Annotated in this window: 18 protein-coding genes and 2 pseudogenes; 8 read left to right on the forward strand and 12 right to left on the reverse strand. The window is 66.4% G+C overall.

Translation table 11 applies throughout. From position 1 onward, the window contains the following. Positions 1–726: pseudogene (locus VMD50_RS06430) on the forward strand (HNH endonuclease signature motif containing protein); the annotation flags it as partial. Between the two features lie 30 nt (positions 727–756). Here VMD50_RS06430 and VMD50_RS06435 read toward each other — a convergent pair. Beyond that, entirely contained in the window at positions 757–1,368 is a 612-nt protein-coding gene (locus VMD50_RS06435) for a PadR family transcriptional regulator (protein WP_325426014.1), read from the reverse strand. Positions 1,369–1,641: 273 nt separating this feature from the next. Here VMD50_RS06435 and VMD50_RS06440 point away from each other — a divergent pair, with 273 nt between their 5' ends. Further along, positions 1,642–2,868, forward strand: a complete 1,227-nt coding sequence (locus tag VMD50_RS06440; RefSeq protein WP_325425982.1) for a glycoside hydrolase family 3 N-terminal domain-containing protein — start codon at positions 1,642–1,644, stop codon at positions 2,866–2,868. Positions 2,869–2,880: 12 nt separating this feature from the next. Here the strand turns inward: VMD50_RS06440 and VMD50_RS06445 are convergent, their stop codons facing one another. The 5 genes from VMD50_RS06445 to VMD50_RS06465 form a co-directional block, all read right to left on the reverse strand. Further along, positions 2,881–3,282: an NINE protein gene (locus tag VMD50_RS06445; RefSeq protein ID WP_325425984.1), complete on the reverse strand. Its 402-nt coding sequence runs from the start codon at positions 3,280–3,282 to the stop codon at positions 2,881–2,883. Positions 3,283–3,317: 35 nt separating this feature from the next. After that, the gene (locus VMD50_RS06450) at positions 3,318–3,449 is read right to left on the reverse strand and encodes a hypothetical protein (RefSeq protein ID WP_325425986.1); all 132 of its coding nucleotides are present in this window, start codon (positions 3,447–3,449) and stop codon (positions 3,318–3,320) included. 125 nt (positions 3,450–3,574) lie between these two features. After that, positions 3,575–4,465, reverse strand: coding sequence for an alpha/beta hydrolase (locus VMD50_RS06455; protein ID WP_325425988.1), 891 nt, complete (start codon positions 4,463–4,465; stop codon positions 3,575–3,577). Next, positions 4,462–5,316 carry a hypothetical protein gene (locus VMD50_RS06460; protein ID WP_325425990.1) on the reverse strand — a complete coding sequence of 285 codons (855 nt, stop codon included), beginning with the start codon at positions 5,314–5,316 and terminating at the stop codon, positions 4,462–4,464. The genes VMD50_RS06455 and VMD50_RS06460 overlap by 4 nt, the downstream gene beginning before the upstream one ends. A 48-nt stretch (positions 5,317–5,364) precedes the next feature. Continuing rightward, positions 5,365–5,820 carry a DUF1003 domain-containing protein gene (locus tag VMD50_RS06465; protein ID WP_325425992.1) on the reverse strand — a complete coding sequence of 152 codons (456 nt, stop codon included), beginning with the start codon at positions 5,818–5,820 and terminating at the stop codon, positions 5,365–5,367. A gap of 219 nt (positions 5,821–6,039) precedes the next feature. On the opposite strand from VMD50_RS06465, the gene VMD50_RS06470 reads away from it, so the two are divergent. Beyond that, positions 6,040–7,164 carry an FAD-dependent oxidoreductase gene (locus VMD50_RS06470; RefSeq protein ID WP_325425994.1) on the forward strand — a complete coding sequence of 375 codons (1,125 nt, stop codon included), beginning with the start codon at positions 6,040–6,042 and terminating at the stop codon, positions 7,162–7,164. 255 nt (positions 7,165–7,419) lie between these two features. On the opposite strand, the pseudogene VMD50_RS06475 reads toward VMD50_RS06470, so the two are convergent. The 3 genes and pseudogenes from VMD50_RS06475 to VMD50_RS06485 form a co-directional block, all read right to left on the reverse strand. Then, positions 7,420–7,596 (reverse strand): annotated as a pseudogene (locus tag VMD50_RS06475) (serine/threonine protein kinase); the annotation flags it as partial. Between the two features lie 24 nt (positions 7,597–7,620). Next, positions 7,621–9,111 carry a multicopper oxidase family protein gene (locus VMD50_RS06480; protein ID WP_325425996.1) on the reverse strand — a complete coding sequence of 497 codons (1,491 nt, stop codon included), beginning with the start codon at positions 9,109–9,111 and terminating at the stop codon, positions 7,621–7,623. Beyond that, positions 9,108–9,857 (reverse strand): arsenate reductase/protein-tyrosine-phosphatase family protein, encoded by a 750-nt coding sequence (locus tag VMD50_RS06485; RefSeq protein WP_325425998.1) that lies wholly within the window; start codon positions 9,855–9,857, stop codon positions 9,108–9,110. Before VMD50_RS06485 ends, VMD50_RS06480 begins: the two co-directional genes overlap by 4 nt. 42 nt (positions 9,858–9,899) lie before the next feature. On the opposite strand from VMD50_RS06485, the gene VMD50_RS06490 reads away from it, so the two are divergent. Further along, a complete protein-coding gene (locus VMD50_RS06490; protein WP_325426000.1) occupies positions 9,900–11,171 on the forward strand; it encodes an APC family permease in 1,272 nt (423 codons plus the stop codon). Positions 11,172–11,253: 82 nt separating this feature from the next. Here the strand turns inward: VMD50_RS06490 and arsB are convergent, their stop codons facing one another. From arsB to VMD50_RS06505, 3 genes are all read right to left on the reverse strand, one after another. Next, positions 11,254–12,366, reverse strand: coding sequence for an ACR3 family arsenite efflux transporter (arsB, locus tag VMD50_RS06495; RefSeq protein WP_325426002.1), 1,113 nt, complete (start codon positions 12,364–12,366; stop codon positions 11,254–11,256). 46 nt (positions 12,367–12,412) lie between these two features. Beyond that, on the reverse strand, positions 12,413–12,787 hold the full coding sequence (locus VMD50_RS06500) for an ArsR/SmtB family transcription factor (protein WP_325426004.1): 375 nt from the start codon (positions 12,785–12,787) through the stop codon (positions 12,413–12,415). A gap of 116 nt (positions 12,788–12,903) precedes the next feature. Continuing rightward, entirely contained in the window at positions 12,904–13,380 is a 477-nt protein-coding gene (locus VMD50_RS06505) for an ArsI/CadI family heavy metal resistance metalloenzyme (protein ID WP_325426006.1), read from the reverse strand. 105 nt (positions 13,381–13,485) lie between these two features. Between VMD50_RS06505 and VMD50_RS06510 the strand changes: the two genes are divergently transcribed. The 4 genes from VMD50_RS06510 to VMD50_RS06525 all read left to right on the forward strand — a co-directional run bounded on the left by VMD50_RS06510 (position 13,486) and on the right by VMD50_RS06525 (position 17,387). Then, complete coding sequence (locus VMD50_RS06510; protein WP_325426008.1) at positions 13,486–13,845, forward strand: Rv2640c family ArsR-like transcriptional regulator; 360 nt, start codon at positions 13,486–13,488, stop codon at positions 13,843–13,845. A gap of 167 nt (positions 13,846–14,012) precedes the next feature. Continuing rightward, positions 14,013–14,717 carry an arsenate reductase/protein-tyrosine-phosphatase family protein gene (locus VMD50_RS06515; RefSeq protein WP_325426010.1) on the forward strand — a complete coding sequence of 235 codons (705 nt, stop codon included), beginning with the start codon at positions 14,013–14,015 and terminating at the stop codon, positions 14,715–14,717. A gap of 43 nt (positions 14,718–14,760) precedes the next feature. Continuing rightward, positions 14,761–15,849, forward strand: a complete 1,089-nt coding sequence (gene pstS / locus VMD50_RS06520) for a phosphate ABC transporter substrate-binding protein PstS (RefSeq protein WP_325426016.1) — start codon at positions 14,761–14,763, stop codon at positions 15,847–15,849. A gap of 74 nt (positions 15,850–15,923) precedes the next feature. Then, positions 15,924–17,387 (forward strand): FAD-dependent oxidoreductase, encoded by a 1,464-nt coding sequence (locus VMD50_RS06525; RefSeq protein ID WP_325426012.1) that lies wholly within the window; start codon positions 15,924–15,926, stop codon positions 17,385–17,387. Positions 17,388–17,603: the final 216 nt, after the last annotated feature.

Below are 17,603 nucleotides of genomic sequence, written 5' to 3' on the forward strand. Positions count from 1 at the left end.
CCATCGAAGCCCTGCTGGCCAAGCTGGCCGCCCTCGGGGCCTGCAACCCCGACGACCAGACCCCGGTCATCGATGCCACACCCGACCAGGACGCGGTGCGCCGCGACACCCGCTCCCAAGCCCAACGCTCTCATGACGGACTGCTCGCCAGGCTGCGCAGCCTGTTCGCCTCGGGCCGACTGGGCCAACACAACGGGTTGCCCGTATCGATCGTGGTGACCGCCATCTTGCAAGACCTCGAGGCCACCACCGGCAAAGCCCTCACCGCCGGCGGCACCCGAGTACCCATCTCAGACGTGATCCGCTGGGCCGGCCACGCCCACCATTACCTGGCGATCTTCGACCACGGCAAGGCGCTGGCGCTCTATCACACCAAACGGCTGGCCTCCCCCGCACAGCGGATCATGCTCTACGCCAAGGATCGTGGCTGCACCAAACCCGGCTGCGACGCCCCCGCCTACCACAGCCAGGTCCACCACGTCCGGGGCTGGGCAACCACCCACCGCACCGACATCAACGACCTCACCCTGGCCTGCGGTCCAGACAACAGACTCGCCGAAAAAGGCTGGACCACCGCACCAACGCCCGAGGCCAAACCGAATTGATACCACCGCCACACTCCCCCGCAAGCGGGGGGACCCCCACGCCGGCCAACCCCGAACCAACACCTTCCACCACCACCCCGAACGATTCCTCCGCGACGACGACGACGACGAACCCCATTGACCTGGGGCGGTCTTCGACGAGCGCGGCGGATTAGTCCGCTTCGCGCTTGGCCTGGACCTGCTTCTCGACCTCGCGCCAATAGCCAGGCTTGGTGCGCAGTTTGCCGTAGCCAGCCTTGGGCGCCTTCTGCAGGATGGCGTCGGCCTCGTCGATTTCCTTGATGAGTTCCAGGGCGAACTCCCGCTCGGCGGCGTAGTACTTGGCCGCCCAGCGCAGGGCGAGCACCGAGTACGCCCAGGCGGGTTCGGCCTCGGCTCCGTCTGCATCTTCCACCGCCTTGCGATGCCTGGCTTCCGCATACGCCACGTGCTCCTGCAGCAATTCCTTGAGCCGCCCCGGATTGCTGAGGTGGCCGAACGTAATCCGCAGCAGCACACTGTGTTTGAGCACCGGCGGGTCCAGTGGAGCGTGGTTGGTCCACTCGGTGACGGCATCCATCCCGGCCGGGGTGATTTTGTAGAGCCGCCGGCTGCGGGTGCCCTCGTCGCGCTCGACGTGCGACGTCACCAGCCCCAGGCCCTCCAGCTTCTTCAGCTCGGTATAGATCTGGCTGTAGGACGGGCTCCAGTAGTAGAGGTCGACGCTCCAGTCGATCCACTTCTTGAGGTCGTAACCGGAGACTTCCTCTTCGTAGGACATCATGCCCAGCAGCGCCCAGCTCGTGGCCGCAAGGGCCGCCTTAGCCGGGTTTTCGCTGGACTCATCCACTTCGCCAGGTTAACAACACGGGTCACATGATCGGGTGGCATGGACCGCTGGCCGGGACATGGCATTTCGGCCGGGCTCGGTATTCCACCCGCTGGTCATTCGGATCCCACGCTGTGCGGCAGTACACTTTGACGGCCGGTTCGGTCGTCACGCCCGCCGACCGATCATGTGCACCACCCCAATTTCTACGTAAGACGCTTGGCCCGAATGGAACACACGGATAGCACCGCTCGGTCACGCCGCTCGTGGCCGCGCGCCACAATCGTCGCCGCCAGCATTGTCGCCGCCGCCATCGTGATCGGCGGCATCGTCGTCGGCGTTCGGCTGGGCGGCTCCCCCCACACCGGTTCCTCGCCGACTTCGGCGCCGGCACCGCGCAGGGGCACGGCCTCCCCCAAGCAGCCGGGGTGCGACCCAACCTCGCTGCTGGCATCCATGTCGAATCGAGACAAGCTCGCGCAGCTGCTGATGGTCGGGGTGACCGATGCGGACGACGCGCGCGCGGTCGTCGCCAACCAGCACGTCGGGGGCATCTTCGTCGCCAGCTGGACAGACCTGTCGATGCTCACGGACGGGTCGCTGGCCGAGATCGCCGGCTCGGCGGGCCCCTTACACTTGGCTGTCAGCGTTGACGAGGAGGGTGGCCGGGTCGAGCGGTTGTCGTCGCCGTCGCTGCTGGGGACGGCGCCGTCGGCGCGCCTGCTGGCGCGCCGCGAGTCGGCCGACCAGGTTTACCAACTGGCGCTGGACCGCGGCCGCAGGATGCGTCGGCTCGGCATCACCGTCGATTTCGCGCCGGTCGTCGACGTCACCGACGCACCCGACCAGACCGTGATCGGTGACAGGTCGTTCAGCGACAACCCGGCGGTAGTGACGAAGTACGCGGGCGCCTATGCGCGCGGCCTGCGCGACGCCGGGGTTCTGCCGGTACTCAAGCACTTTCCCGGGCATGGCCACGCGTCGGGTGATTCACATGCCACCGGGGTGGTAACCCCACCGCTGGACGAGATGCAAAGCGTCGACTTGGTGCCCTATCGGACGCTGGTGGCACAGGCGCCGGTGGGGGTGATGATCGGGCACATGCAGGTTCCCGGCCTGACCGGAAATGACCCCGCCAGCCTGAGCGCGGCCGCGATCGCATTGTTGCGCAATGGAAAAGGCTACGGCGCACCTCCATTCGACGGGCCGGTCTTCACCGACGACCTGTCGAGCATGCGGGCGATCAGCGACCGCTACGGGATCAGCGAGGCGGTGCTGAAGGCGTTGCAGGCCGGAAACGACACCGCCCTGTGGGTCAGCACCACCGCGGTTCCGGCCGTCCTCGACCGGTTGGTGTCGGCGCTGAACGACGGGGAGTTGAGCATGCCCAACATCGAGGCTTCGGTGCGGCGGATGGCGGCGGCCAAGGCTTTCAATTCGCCGTGCGGTCATTGATCTTTCAGGGCGTCAATCGCGCAGGGTGCGGCCCTGCGCGTCGGGGACCTTGCCCATGATGATCAAGATTCCGTCGATCAGCGGCCAGAAGGCGCCGATGCCGCAGGTACAAATGGTCACCACAATTTGGATGATGGCGATGTTGGTGTAGCCAAGATAGAAGCGACCCACGGCGAAAGTGGAGAGGAAAATCTGCAGCAGCCCGGCGACCACCTTGCTCTTGTCGGAGAGCGGGCGCCCGTAGGCGTCCACGCCATACGGTGCGTTGCCGCCATACGGTGCGTTACCGCCATACGGAGCGACGCCCGACGCCGATGCAGGGACGTCGGTGCGCCATTGCCGGCCATCCCAGTACATTTGGCCGGGCCCGCCGCCCGGGTCCGGGTACCACCCCGCTGCTGGTTGTTCTGTCATCTGGCTTCCCTCTCGTTTGAAGGTGATTGGTGCTCTTACCGGTCGTCGCGGCCGGCCATGGCAAGGTTGACGTTGACACTTTGAAGGATTCTTCGCGCCTGAATGCCACTGCGGCTCAGCCGATTACGCTTCAGCCGGGCGCGGCTGTCATAGCTGACACGCTTCATCCGTACCACGTCTCACCTGGGGAATTGACCTGCCGTGATCGATGTCGAGCCAATCATTGCACCGGCGAACCGGATTTATCCCGTAATGGACCCGCGCGACTTCCAGGCGGGTTCCCGCGATCCCCTCAGTTCTCGCGTAAACGTTCGACGATGACGGCTCGCGCGGCGCGGCCTTCCGGCGTCGGCGTGAGCGGGTAGACGTGCACCAGGCCGCCTCGTTCGTGGTAGTCGATGTCGATGCCGGCCGCCGCGGCCTGGTCGGCCAGTAGCCGCGCGTCGGGGTTCAGGATGTCCCGGGTGCCGCTGAATACGCTCAGGGGCCCCAGGCCGGTCAGAGCGCCGTTCAACGGGCTCACCATCGGGTCGGTCATCGGGAGATCGCCACACCAGCGCCCGGCGAATTCCAGCAGGCCCGCGCGGGTCAGCCACGGATCGCGGACACCGCTGATCGACGGGTTGGTCAGCGATACGTCGAGAACCGGCGAGATCAACACGGTCCGCGGCAGCACCAGGCGCCGCTCGTCGCGCAGCATCAGCGCCGCCGACAACGCCATCTGTCCCCCGGCGGAATCCCCGGCCAAGCACACGCTGTGATCGGCCGTCATCTTCTCGGCCACCAAGTCGACGACCGCGGGCATGACGTCCACGGCGGTGGCGAACGGCACCAGCGGATAGATGGGCACGGCCACGTGCACCCCCGCCTCCGCGGCGATCTGCGCCGCCAATCGCCAATGCTGCGAGGCGATTTCGTTGACCCAGGCACCGCCGTGGAGATAGAAGACCGTGCGGCGCGGTGTCCCACCGCTTTTCGGCGTCAGGGTGTATATCGGCCAGCCCGACCGAAGCTCCATCTGCACGCCAAGGTCGGAACGCAACCGGGGCGGCGGCCCGAACGGCTGCGGAAGCGACGCCCGCTGGTCGATGTGCTCGCGGGCGCTTTGCGCGGTTCGGTATGCCCGCCCGCGGGTGAGGCGGAGGACTGCGGGTAGGGCCCGACTTCGCCAGCTGACTCTCACCTGATCTGCAGCCCCCGCTTGCGCACCCACAGCACCGCGGCGACGGTTCCCCCAATATAAACCCCACTGGCTATCGCGAGGTGCACGAAGCTTTTCGTGTCCCGTCCGAACACGGGCCAGATCAGTTTGGGCACCTGTGTCCACAGCACGCGGTGCTCCACCCCGTTCATCGGGTCGGCGACGTAGTAGAGCGCATACGGGAGCGTCAGGGCCAGCACCCAGCCGGTGGTGCGGCGACGATCGCCTCGCCGCCGCCACCGGCGGATCAACGGTTCGACGCTCACCGGGTGCAGCACCGAGATGAGGTTACCGACCCCCAGCCAGGACATGATGGGCACCGCGACGGTGGGGATCGTTATCCCCAGGCGCGCGGGCGTCTCCAACCACAGCGTCAGGGCCATCGCCGCCACCAATGTCGGCAGGCCGACGATGGTCAACAGGGCCAGGTTCTTGATCAGCAGCAGCCGCCAGAACGGGACCCCGTCGGACAGGGCCTGCCGGACGCGGTAATGGTCGGCGCCGAGCAGGTTGGTAGTGGTCACATCGGCGAGCACCCACGAGGAGAAGTACGTGCCGATCAGGATCACCCAGTCGGAGTGGTGGCGGCCGGTCGTCAGCGGCTGCACCAGCAACCACGTCGCGGCAAAGACGATGTTGGCCAGCACTCCCATCAGCCAGGTGCGGGGCGGCGTGAACGCCCAGCGGATCTCGGCGCCAACCGCCCTCCACAGGTCCTGCTGCAAGTCCCTGGCGGCCCGCCGGGCGGCGGCGGGGCGGGGGGCCGCTGCCCGCACGGCGGCGCGCAGCGCGGCGTCCACCCGCGGACGCATCGTCGCCTCTAACTCCGACATCCGCTTTCCCGCCAGAGTGGTTAACGTCTGCGCTATCAATGCTTCTGGTTATGCTTTGCGGCCGGCGTTGCCGATGAAACGGCTGTGCAATTCCTCGGTGAGGAGGTGAATCTGGCGGGTGAGCTCGGTGTTGGTCTTCAGCTCCAATTCCTGGGTCGCGAAGTCATGGTCGGCCCGGTCCTGCTGAAAAGCCGCCTGACGGTTTTGACCGATCATCACAAAGGTCGACAGGAAGATCGCCTCGAGCGACACGACCAGGGTCAGGGTGGGCCACGGGTTCGGTTCTAGGAACAGCATCCACACGCCGAAGAGAGCGGCGTGAATCCACACGAAGTTCATCGACCCGGCAAACGCGGTTATCCGGTCGGCCAGGCGCAGCTGGAGGTCTCCGCTCCGCCTCCTGGCCTCGTCCAGAACGGCCGGGTGGTGAACCTGCCCGCCGCGCAGGAGCCGGCGCGGAATCAGTTGCGGGCTGTGCCGATGCGCGGCGGCCTTTGTCGTCATGTGAGCCGTTCCTTTCGGTGTCAATGCGGTATGCCGGTCCTCGTTATCTGACGCGTTTTCGACGGGCGTAGGGGCCGCTCGCTCATGCTACTGATCCGGCCTCCGGGTGAGCCGCTGCCCAACGGTCCATCGGTAGAACGTGTTACAGTTTGCCCACCTCGGCGGGGGCTGGACGCCAAGCGGGCGTTGCGCGGAAGGACCGCATCGCGTGATGGTGACATGAACCGCAAGCGCGTCGTCGTCGCCGGACTGGGCGACGTCGGGGTCCTGATCGCGATCCGTCTGGCCCGGCACGCCGACGTCGTCGGCATTTCCAGCAAACCCGCGCTGGTCAGCGGCCAGGAGCTCGGCGTCCGGGTCTCCCGTCCCGAGGATTGGGCCCGCGACTACTGGATCCCGTTCGACAGGTTTCGCCGCCTCGACGGGGTTCGAATCGAGCAGGGCTGGTTGACGGGGCTGGACGTGGCGGCCCGCACCGTCCTGGGCCGGCGCGCGGATGGCGCACCCATCGCCGAGGCGTACGACGCGCTGGTCATCTCGACCGGTGTCACCAACGGTTTCTGGCGCCGGCCGACGCTGCAGTCGGCCGCCGAGATCGGCGCTGATCTGCGCGCCGCCCACGACCGGTTGTGCGCCGCGGATTCGGTGATGGTCGTCGGTGGCGGCGCGGCCGCGGTCAGCAGCGCCGTCAACATGGCGACCACCTGGCCGGACAAGCGGATCGATCTGTACTTCCCCGGCGAGCGGGCCCTGGGCGAGTACCACCCGGCCACCTGGGACCGCATCCGCAACCGACTGACCGACCTTGGGGTGGGCCTGCACCCGGGGCATCGTGCGCGGGTCTGCGACGGCTTCTCGGGTGAGCAGATCACCGGCGAACCGGTCCACTGGAGCACCGGGCAACCCCCGACTTCCGCGCACGCCGTGCTCTGGGCCATCGGCCGCTCGCGACCCAACACCGAGTGGCTGCCGCCGGAACTGCTCGACGAACGCGGGTTCGTGCGCGTGACGCCGGAGCTGCGGGTGCCCGGTCATCGGGGCGTCTTCGCGGTCGGGGACGTCGCGGCCACCGACCGCCTCCGCAGCTCCGCTCGCAACCGCGGAGATGCGCTGGTAGCCCGCAACATTCGCGCGGAATTCGCGGGTCGGGACCTGCGGACTTTCCGGACGCCGGGACGCCGTTGGGGTTCGTTGCTGGGTATCCAGCCCAACGGGCTGGAGGTCTTCTTCCCGACGGGTCATGCGTTTCGCTTCCCGTCGTGGGCGGTGGAGCGGGTGGTGATGCCGTGGATCGTCCGGTGGGGCATGTATCGGGGAGTGCGCGAGAACCAGCCATTTCGGTAGTGGCCGGGATCAGCTCTTGATCGACTCGGTTCGCTTGTCGGTGAACCTCGCGACGCGCACCATCGCGCCGTGCTGCCACGAACCCCGCGTGGGCTTCATGACCGCCAAGTCGATGTCCGGATCCAGCGCGCCGTCGCCGAGTAACGACGCCGGCCAGACGAGATCCGGTTTCCGGTGGGCAGCCCGGCGAAGCAGTCCCCGACCTTGATGTCTTGAACGCTGACCGTACGGCTGGAGGTAGGGCCCGGAGGCTACGAACCGCTCCCGGTACTGCGGATCGGCCGTCACCTGGGGCGGCAACACCTTCAGCGCGTCCTCGCGCGGCAACCGGGGATGCGGATGCGCGGCCGGATAGACCCGGCCCATGCCGCCCGAACCCAGCACCCGCAGGATCGTGTATCCGGCAAACACCTGACCGGCGTCGAGCGACATGGGCAAATCGTAAGGTGTGGCGGCTCACCTGCAGTTCAGCAGCAACATCAGGCCGTAGTCCATGTGGATCTGCTGATGGCAGTGCAGCAGGGACAGGCCCGGTTGATCGGCGACGAAGTCGATCTCCATGCTCTGGTAACCGCCCAACATCGCGACGTCCTTGCGCACGCCGGCGGTCGGTGTGCCCGCGACACGGGTGATTTCGAAGGTGTGCCGGTGCACGTGCATCGGGTGCAGGTCGTCGCTGGCGTTGCGGAAGCGCAGCCGGTAGCGCTTGTCCCGTTGCACATCGAGCACGGGCTGATTGGTGTCCATCGAAAAAGGCGTTCCGTTGATCGTCCAGAGGTTGAAGCCGTCGTCGGCGGCGTTGCGTTTCTCGATCAGCATCTCGATGGTGCGTTCGGGCGCCGGAGGCGGCGCGGGGTTGGGCGGCGCGAACAGCCGGTAGTCCCACTTGAACGGCGGGGGCGGTGCCCATTGCGGATCTCCGCCGCGCCCGGCGTATTCCACCACGACGCCCATGCCGTGGCCGCGGTCGTCGTCGGAGAGGTCCCCGAGTACCCACACCCCCGGATTGTTCATCGTCACCACCGCCGAAATGCGTTCGGCCGCACCGAGCCACAGCACCGGCACGGATGCGGGGTTCGGCACCGGGTTTCCGTCCAGCGCGATCACGTTGAAGGTGTGCCCGGGCAACGCCAGGCTGCGGCTCTCGGTGGCGCCGCCGTTGAGGACGTGCAGCAGCACCCGCTGACCGCTCTGGACCCGGATGGGGTCGCTGTGGCCGAGCATGCGCCCGTTGACCGCGAACGCCCCGTAGCTGACCTCGTAGCCACGCGGGTCGCCGCGGTCAAGCGAGGCCTTCATCGACGATTCGCCCTTGTCCTTGAGGTCGGGCTCGGGCTCGCCGGCCAGGAAGTCGGCGGCCATGTCGCCGCCCCGACTGAAAGTGGGGTCGAATTCCTTGAGGGTCAGGAAGATCTCTTGGTCGTAGGAACCGGCGTTTTGTCGCGGTTCGATGTAGACCGGGCCGACCAGCCCGCTGTATTGACCCCGGGACAGATCCGCCCGCGGGACGACGTGGGTGTGATAGAAGCGGAACCCCGCCGGGCCGGGGACAAACGAGATGCGCCGCATGCCGTGCGCGGGGATGTAGGGCGTGCCCTCCTCGGCGGAGCCGTCTACGTCGACGCCCACGTGCTGGCCGTGCCAGTGCAACTGCTCGGGGGAATCGGTGTCGTTGAAGATGTCCACCCACGTCCGTTGGCCCTCCTTGAACCGCAGTAGCGGACCGGGGAATTGGCCGTTGTAGGTCAGGGTCGACACGATGTGATCGGGTGCCAGCTCGACCGGTCCGGTGCCGATCCGCAGGGTGTAATCGGGTTTGCCGTTGGGCGGGGCGGGTGGCGCGCTCCGCGAACACGCCTCCGCTGCCAGGCCGGCGCCCCCGCTCACGGCGATCAACGCCAGCCCACCGCCTTTCAGGAATCGACGTCGATCGACGGCCATCATCACCTTTCCCGGGGCGACGGGTGCAGGGCGAGCACGGGCAGCAGGGAGTCGATGCGGCTGTCCAGTTCGCTTGCCACACGGCGGAATTCGGGATAGCTCGCCCGGCCGCCACCGGCGGCCGCCGGGTCGGGCAGGCTCCAATGCATCGCGGTGGCCACGCCGTGCTCGTCGGCGTATTCGCGGACCTTGTCGCACAATGTGATGACGTAATCGAAGCGCCGCCGGGCTACCGCCGCCAAAGGCCGGGGCCGGCCGCGAAGGTCGATACCGTACACGTCGCGCATGATCCGTACCGCGTAGGGGTGCAGCTGAGGCTTGGGATGGCTGCCCGCGCTCGCGGCACGGATGCGGCCCCGGCCCTTCTTCCGCAGCAGCGCCTCGGCCATCGGCGAGCGCGCGCTGTTCCCGGAGCACAAGAACAGCACCGACCCGGTCGGCCGCGTGGGCGCTCCCGCGAGCGACGGATGAAGCGCGGCCGCAGCTTCGGCGAATGCCCCGGAGCACCTGGCCAAGTTCAGGTGATAGTAGGTGTCGCGGCCGTCGAAGTTGCTGCGCCGCGCCTCGATGAGACCGGCCGAGCGCAACAGGCGCAGATGGTATGAGACCAGGTTTTGTGGCTCGTCAACGGCGGCCACCAATTCGCGCACCCGGCGGTCGCTCGCCGCGAGTTCGGTCAGCAGCGCCCAGCGCACCGGATGCGACGCCATCTGCATCAGCTGCGGAACCACAGCCCGATCGGTCGCCGCCACCCTTCGGACAATACATCAAAGCAGTTTGATAGGTTACCACCTGTGAACGCGACGAGCCCCGAACTTCGGCGCAGCCTGGGAGTGTTCGACGCGGTGGTGATCGGCCTGGGCTCCATGATCGGCGCCGGGATTTTCGCCGCGCTCGGCCCCGCCGCGCGCGCCGCCGGCTCCGGGCTGCTGCTCGGCTTGGCGTTGGCGGCGGTGGTGGCCTACTGCAACGCCACCTCCTCCGCGCGGCTGGCCGCCCTCTACCCGGCCTCCGGCGGCACCTACGTGTACGGGCGCGAGCGGCTCGGCGACTTCTGGGGATACCTGGCGGGCTGGGGCTTTGTCGCCGGCAAGACCGCCTCGTGCGCGGCGATGGCCCTGACCGTCGGTTCCTACGCGTGGCCGTCGCAGGCGCACGCGGTGGCCGTCGCCGCGGTGGTCGCGGTGACGGCGGTGAACTATGCCGGAGTGCAGAAGTCGGCCTGGCTGACCCGCATCATCGTCGCGGTGGTGCTGGCCGTGCTGGCCGCCGTGGTCGTGGCGGTGTTCACCTCCCGGAGCATGGACGCCGATCACCTGCGCCTGACGGGTGTGACCGTGGGCGGCGTGATCCAGGCGGCGGGGCTGTTGTTTTTCGCGTTCGCCGGTTATGCGCGCATCGCCACGCTGGGTGAGGAGGTACGCGACCCGGCCCGCACCATCCCGCGGGCGATCCCCCTCGCGCTCGGCATTGCCCTGGCCGTCTACGCGCTGGTGGCCGTCGCCGCGCTCACCGCGCTGGGGCCACGGCGCCTGGCCGAGTCCTCGGCGCCGCTGTCGGATGCGGTGCGGGTGGCGGGGTTCGGCTGGCTGGCGCCGGTGGTGCAGGTGGGGGCGACGGTGGCGGCGGTGGGCTCGCTGCTCGCGCTGATCCTCGGGGTCTCGCGCACCACCCTGGCCATGGCGCGCGACCGCCACCTCCCCCACGCGCTGACCGCCGTGCACCCGAGGTTCCAGGTGCCGCACCGCGCAGAGCTGCTGATCGGCGCCATCGTGGCGGTGTCGGCCGCCACCGTCGACCTCAGGGGCGCGATCGGCTTTTCGTCATTCGCCGTGCTGATCTACTACGCGGTCGCCAACGCCTCCGCATTCACCCTCAGGCCCGACGAGGGCCGGCCGGCCCGCGCGATCCCGGTGATCGGGTTGGTCGGCTGCGTGGTCCTGGCCTTCGCGATGCCGCTGTCGTCGGTCCTGTCCGGCGTCGCGGTCCTGGGCGTTGGCGTCGCGGCATATGCGATTAGGCGCGTCATGGGAAAACCAAGTCCGTCAACAACGGATAGTCCCTGATTGGGGCCGCCATAACCGATGATCAGGCCGGCGATCACCGAATTGGCGCAAGTTTTTTCTAACTGTTCAAGCCCGAATACTTTTATCGAATCGCCGCGGCGCTGGGCGTTGGCGTCCACGTCAGCCGACGGCGCAACCACAAGGCCACATAGACCAGGCCGAGCAGCACGGGTACCTCGATGAGCGGACCGACAACTCCGGCTAGAGCTTGGCCGGAAGTGGCCCCGAATACGCCGATGGCGACAGCGATGGCCAGCTCGAAGTCGTTGCTCGCTGCGGAGAACGCGAGGGCGGCCGTGCGGGCGTAGGAGAGGTGTAGCCATCGGCCGGCGCCAAACCCACCGATCCACATCACTGCGAAGTAGACGAGCAGTGGCAGCGCGATCCGGGCCACGTTCAGCGGCTGGGAAGTGATCGTTTTGCCTTGCAGCGCAAAGAGAACGACGACAGTGAACAGCAGTCCATACAGCGCGATCGGCGCTATGCGTGGCAGCAGCTTGCTCTCATACCACTGTTGGCCTCGGGCGCGTTCACCGAGGGTTCTGGTGAGATATCCGGCGACCAGCGGGATGCCCAGGAACACCAGAACGGTGACGGCAATGGCCGCGAAAGAGACGTGCAAACTCTGGGTCGGTAGGTGCAGCCACGCGGGCAACACGTTGAGGTAGAAGACGCCCAGGCCGGCGTAGGCCAGCACCTGAAATATGGCGTTGAGCGCGACCAGCACGGCGGCCATCTCGCGGTCGCCACAGGCGAGGTCCGTCCAGATCAGCACCATGGCGATGCAGCGCGCCAGGCCGACCAGGATCACGCCGGTGCGGTAGGCGGGCAGGTCGGGCAGCAGCAGCCAGGCGAGGGCGAACATGACTGCCGGCCCGACGATCCAGTTCAGAATCAGCGACACGGCGATCATGCGGCGGTCGGCGGTGATCTGTCCGATCTCGCGGTAGCGCACCTTGGCCAGCACCGGATACATCATCAACAGCAGCCCGATGGCAATCGGCAGGCTGGTGCCGTGGATAGAAACGGCATTGAGCCAATCGGCCAATCCTGGGATCAGGCGGCCTAGCAGCAGCCCGGTCGCCATCGCCAGTCCGATCCACAAGGGCAGGAATCGGTCGACGGTGGACAACCGGGCCGCGGCGTGGGTGTCGTCCGACGTCGGTGCGCTGGTGGTGCTGGGGTTGTGGGTCATTTGTCCGATCCCATTCTTGGTTGTGTTGGTCGCGGCGGGACGGTATTCATGCTCGGGTTGCCGAGCTGAGGGTGTCGGGTTCCAAGAGTTGCGAGAGTTGCCGCAGCACAGTTCGATTCACTCGGTAGTACACCCACGAGGCGCGGCGTTCGCTGTCGAGTAAGCCGGCGGTGCGGAGCACCTTGAGGTGGTGGGAGATGGTGGGCTGGGTCAGTTCGATCCCTGTTGACAAGTCGCAGACGCAGGCCTCGCCCCCGTCGTGGCTGGCAACGATGCTGAGCAGACGCAAACGTACCGGGTCCGACAGCGCCTTGAGCTTGGTCGCCAACTGGATGGCCGCATCAGCCGAGAGCGGCTCCCGCACCAACGGTACAAAGTCACACCCCGATTCGTCGGCCAATGGCACCCGCGACTTCGACATGCGTCGATATTGACCAACATCGAATCCATAATCAAGCAAACAACATGTGAACCTGCGCATCCGCAGAGTCGGCGGGCGAGATGACGGCGGTTCCCGCCCGCCAGTTGTCGTCGCGGTTAGCAGCAGGAGGTCGCCGCAGCTTCCTTGTCGTTGTCGGCCGGCGATCCGCCGTAGCAGACGGGGCCTTCGGCGTCGCGATCGCGGTGCTGGGGGCTTGATCCGAACGTCTCGGAATCGGCTAGCACCGTGTAGACCTCCCACTTCTCGCCAGCCGGCCCGGTTACCCAGACCTTGTCTTGGGTGGCGAAGCAACAGGTCGTTCCGATCTGCTCGTCGGTGAACAGGCCTTCGCACTGCAGCCGGGCGATTTCCTCATGCACCGTCTCGCTTGACTCGACCTCCACGCCGAGGTGGTTGAGCGTGCCGCCCTGGCCGGGGTTCTCGAGTAACACCAATTTGAGGGGCGGGTCAGCGATCGCGAAGTTGGCGTAGCCGGGCTTGCGCTTGGCCGGCTCGGTGTTGAACAGCTTGGAGTAGAACGTGATCGCCTCGTCGAGGTTGTCGACGTTAAGGGCGAGTTGCGCGCGGGACATGAGAGCAGACCTCCACACCTGTGAGACATATATCGAAATAGTCGGACAATGCGTCAGCATGCCACCTTTTCGATATATGTCAAACTTTTGTGGCAGAATGGTCTCATGCCCAAGACGCTGCCCCTGGTGGATATCGCCGCGCCAGCATGTTGCGCGCCGCTGGCGGCCGGGCCCATGAGCGACGATGACGCCTTGCGGGTCGCGTTACGCCTCAAGGCACTTGCGGACCCTGCGCGCGTCAAGATCATGTCGCTGCTGTTCAACTCATCCGCCGGCGAGGAGACTACCGGCGAGCTTGCCGCGGTTCTGCTGCTGTCGGAGTCAACCGTTAGTCACCACCTCGGCCAACTTCGCAAGGCGGGCTTGGTGGAGTCAGACCGCCGTGGCATGAGCGTCTTGCATCGCCCCCACCTGGATGCCATGGCCGCCCTTTGCGCCATCCTCGACCCTAAGTGCTGCAGCTGATTTCTTGCCGCCCCAAGCGGGTCGACCATCAACGCCGAGACCTGCGTCGCGCGCACGGCACATCTCGTTGACCTCAACCGTCTTACATGTGAACGACAGACAACAAGCTCCATGAATCCGAGTTAGGGTCTTGACCTCCGCTAGGTGGCTCAGTAGACATTAAGTTAATGAATATTGAGCTATCTCCGGATGCCGTGCGGCGGGTGCAGATCCATGCCGCTCTCGCCGATCCAGGCCGGCTGGTGATCGTCGATCGACTGCTGCTCGCCGACGCATCGCCATCGGAGCTTCAATCCGCGCTGTCGATGTCATCGAGCCTGATCGCCCACCATCTGGGAGTGCTCGAAGGTGCGGGCATCGTGCGCCGCGTTAGATCCGAAGGAGACCGCCGCCGTAGCTATCTCCAGTTGATCCCGGAGTCACTGGGTCTGTTGGTGCCTTCGACGGCATGGCATGCCAAGCGGGTCGTGTTTGTCTGCACCCACAACTCGGCGCGCAGCCAGTTGGCGGTGGCGGTGTGGAATCGGCGCAGCTCGCTGCCGGCTACCTCGGCCGGGACCCATCCTGCCGCTGAGGTCCACCCGAAGGCCGTAGCCGCCGCGGCGCGGCGCAAACTGCCGATGCGCCCGCACACCCCGCGCCATCTCGACGACGTCGCGAAGCCGACCGACGTGGTCATCGCGGTCTGTGATAACGCGCACGAAGAACTGCCCGCCGACAGTCGGCGCCTGCATTGGTCCATCCCCGACCCGGTGCGCACCGGCCGCACCGATGCCTTTGACCGGGCCCTTGACGAGCTGACCGTGCGCATCGATCACCTGGCCCCCAGGATCGACCCCGCTAGCACCCGGGCCAACTTCACCCAGAAATAGCGCATCACATCTACCACCGGAGGTAACAACCATGCGCAGTTCAATGAAGTTATCTGTGGCCGCAGTGGTCTTGCTCGCGGCCACAGGACTGGTCTTCGCCGCATGCGCCAAAGAAAAAGACCTCCCCTCATACGCCACCGCGGCGAAAGTGCAGTGCGGCGGCAAACAAGCGTTAAAGGCCAGCGGCTCGACCGCGCAGGCCAATGCGATGACTCGGTTCGTCAACGCTTACCAAAAAGCCTGCCCAGGCCAGACACTCACCTACACATCGAACGGCTCGGGTGCGGGAGTGAGCGAATTCCTCGCTGGCCAAACGGATTTCGGCGGCTCAGATTCGCCCCTCGCGACAGACGAATACGACAAAGCCAAGCAGCGATGCGGCTCGGATGCCTGGAATCTGCCGGTGGTATTCGGCCCGTTAGCGATCACCTACAACCTGCAAGCCGTTGACCGCCTGGTGGTGGATGCCTCAACCCTGGCGAGGATTTTCAACGGCCAGATCACTCGCTGGGACGACCCGGCGATCAAGGCACTCAACGGTGAGGAGATGCCCTCCGAATCCATCCACGTGGTGTACCGCAGCGACGGGTCGGGCACCACCGATAACTTTCAGCTCTACCTCGACGCGGCCTCTGGAGGCGCATGGGGCAAGGGGGCCGGCAAGGCGTTCAACGGCGGGACCGGCCAAGGCGCCCCAGGCAACGAAGGTACCTCTGCCATGGTCAAGGACACCGAGGGCGCGATCACGTACAACGAATACTCGTTTGCCCAACAGCAGCGGCTATTCGCCGCCCGAATCGTGACCTCGGCCGGGCCGAATCCGGTGGCCATTAACAAGGACACGGTCGGCAAGGCCATCGCCAGCGCCACCATCGCCGGTCAGGGCAACAACCTGGTGCTCAACATCTCGTCGTTCTACAAGCCCACCCAGACCGACGCCTACCCGATCATGCTGGCGAGCTACGAACTGGTGTGCTCGAAATACGGTGACTCTCAGACCGCGACGGCGGTGCGGGCGTTTCTGCAATCCACCCTTGGGTCCGGCCAGGCCGACCTGGAAGACTACGGATACTTCCCGTTGCCAGAACAATTTCAGCCGAAGGTGCTCAGCGCCGCCAACGCCATCAGCTAAAGACGTCATCATTGCCGCGGCGCATCACCCCGCCGTAACTGCAACGTCCCGATACATTAGGAGCCAAATCCCTTATGGCCGTTCGTCATATCCTCGCCGTCGGTGGCAGCGACGCCGGCATCAGCGCGGCGCTGCGCGCCCGCGAACTCGATCCCACCACCGAGGTCACCGTCGTCGTCGCCGACGCCTATCCGAACTTTTCCATCTGCGGCATCCCCTACTACGTCTCCGGGGAAGTTACTCACTGGACCAATCTGGCCCATCGCACCGCTGCCGATCTGGCCGCGACCGGCATGCAAGTGCTCACCGACACCCGCGCCACCAGCATCAATGTCGAGGAACACACCCTCGACGTGCTCGACGCCAGCGGCGCCCCAGCGCAGCTGACGTACGACGCGCTGATCGTGGGCACCGGCGCCATCAGCGTCCGCCCACCCATTGGCGGACTGGGCGGCCCCGACGCGCTGGGCCCCGCCGATGGGGTGCACCTGCTGCACTCCATGGGCGACACCTTCGCCGTCATGGATTCCCTGCTACAACGCGACCCAGCCACCGCGGTGATCGTCGGTGCCGGCTACATCGGGCTGGAGATGGCCGAGGCCCTGAGTACTCGCGGCATCCGCGTCACCCAGATCGAAGCGCTGCCGGAAGTCCTGCCCACCGTCGATCCCGAACTCGGCGCCCTGGTGCACGCCGAACTCGAACGCCACGGTGTCGAAGTCCTCACAGACACCGCCGTTTCCGCCATCACCCGCACCGACACAGGCGCACTGACTGTCACCGCCAGCCACGATGGCGAACTTATCTCGCGGACGGTTGATTTCGTGCTTGTAGTGGTTGGTGTCCGGCCTGATACCGAGCTTGCCGCCGACGCAGGCGCCGACGTCGGCGTCAAGGGTGCCATCGTTGTCGACGAAGCCATGCGCACTAATCTGCCCGACGTCTTCGCGGCCGGTGACTGCGTACACACTCACCACCGGCTCCTCGGTATCACCTGGCTGCCGCTGGGCACCACCGCCCACAAACAAGGCCGGGTAGCCGGCGAAAATGCCCTCGGTGGCCACGCCCACTTCGCCGGCAGCCTGGGCACCCAAGTGGTCAAGGTCTTCGACCTCGTCGCCGCTCGAACCGGCCTCCGCGAACACGAAGCCCTGGCCGCCAACCGCGGCTGGACTCCCCTAAGCAGCCAATCAAGTCCTGACGACCATCAGGCCTACTACCCAGGCGCCACCCCCATCCACATACGCATCACCGGCGACCAACTCAGCGGCCGACTGATCGGCGCACAACTCGTGGGACACCGCAGAGCCGAAATAGCCAAACGCGTCGACACCTACGCCACTGCGCTGTTCCACAACATGACAGTCGACGGCCTCAGCGAGCTGGACCTGTCCTATACCCCGCCACTCGGATCACCCTGGGACGCTATCCAAATGGCAGCCCAAGCATGGGTGCGCGGACATCAGCCACCTTTCCGACCGTTAACCTCAGGCTCGGTAAGCATGGACCGAGCGGATCGGCCGGCGCCGACCACCTGAAGGCTGTTACCACCGGTTCCGAGCGCGGCAAGTCCGCGCGCCGCGCACGATCGCGGCAATGCGATTCACAGCCGCCCGAACGGGAAGACTGAGCGGGTGGCCGAGCCCGGAACGGAAGCACCAGAAAAATCGGAAGCATTCGAAAAGCTGGTGGCGCTGCTGAACTATCCGATGTTCGTCGTGACCACGCAGGCCGACGGCGTCGACGCCGGCTGC

The organism is Mycobacterium sp. (assembly GCF_035506235.1).
Taxonomy (GTDB): Bacteria; Actinomycetota; Actinomycetes; order Mycobacteriales; family Mycobacteriaceae; genus Mycobacterium.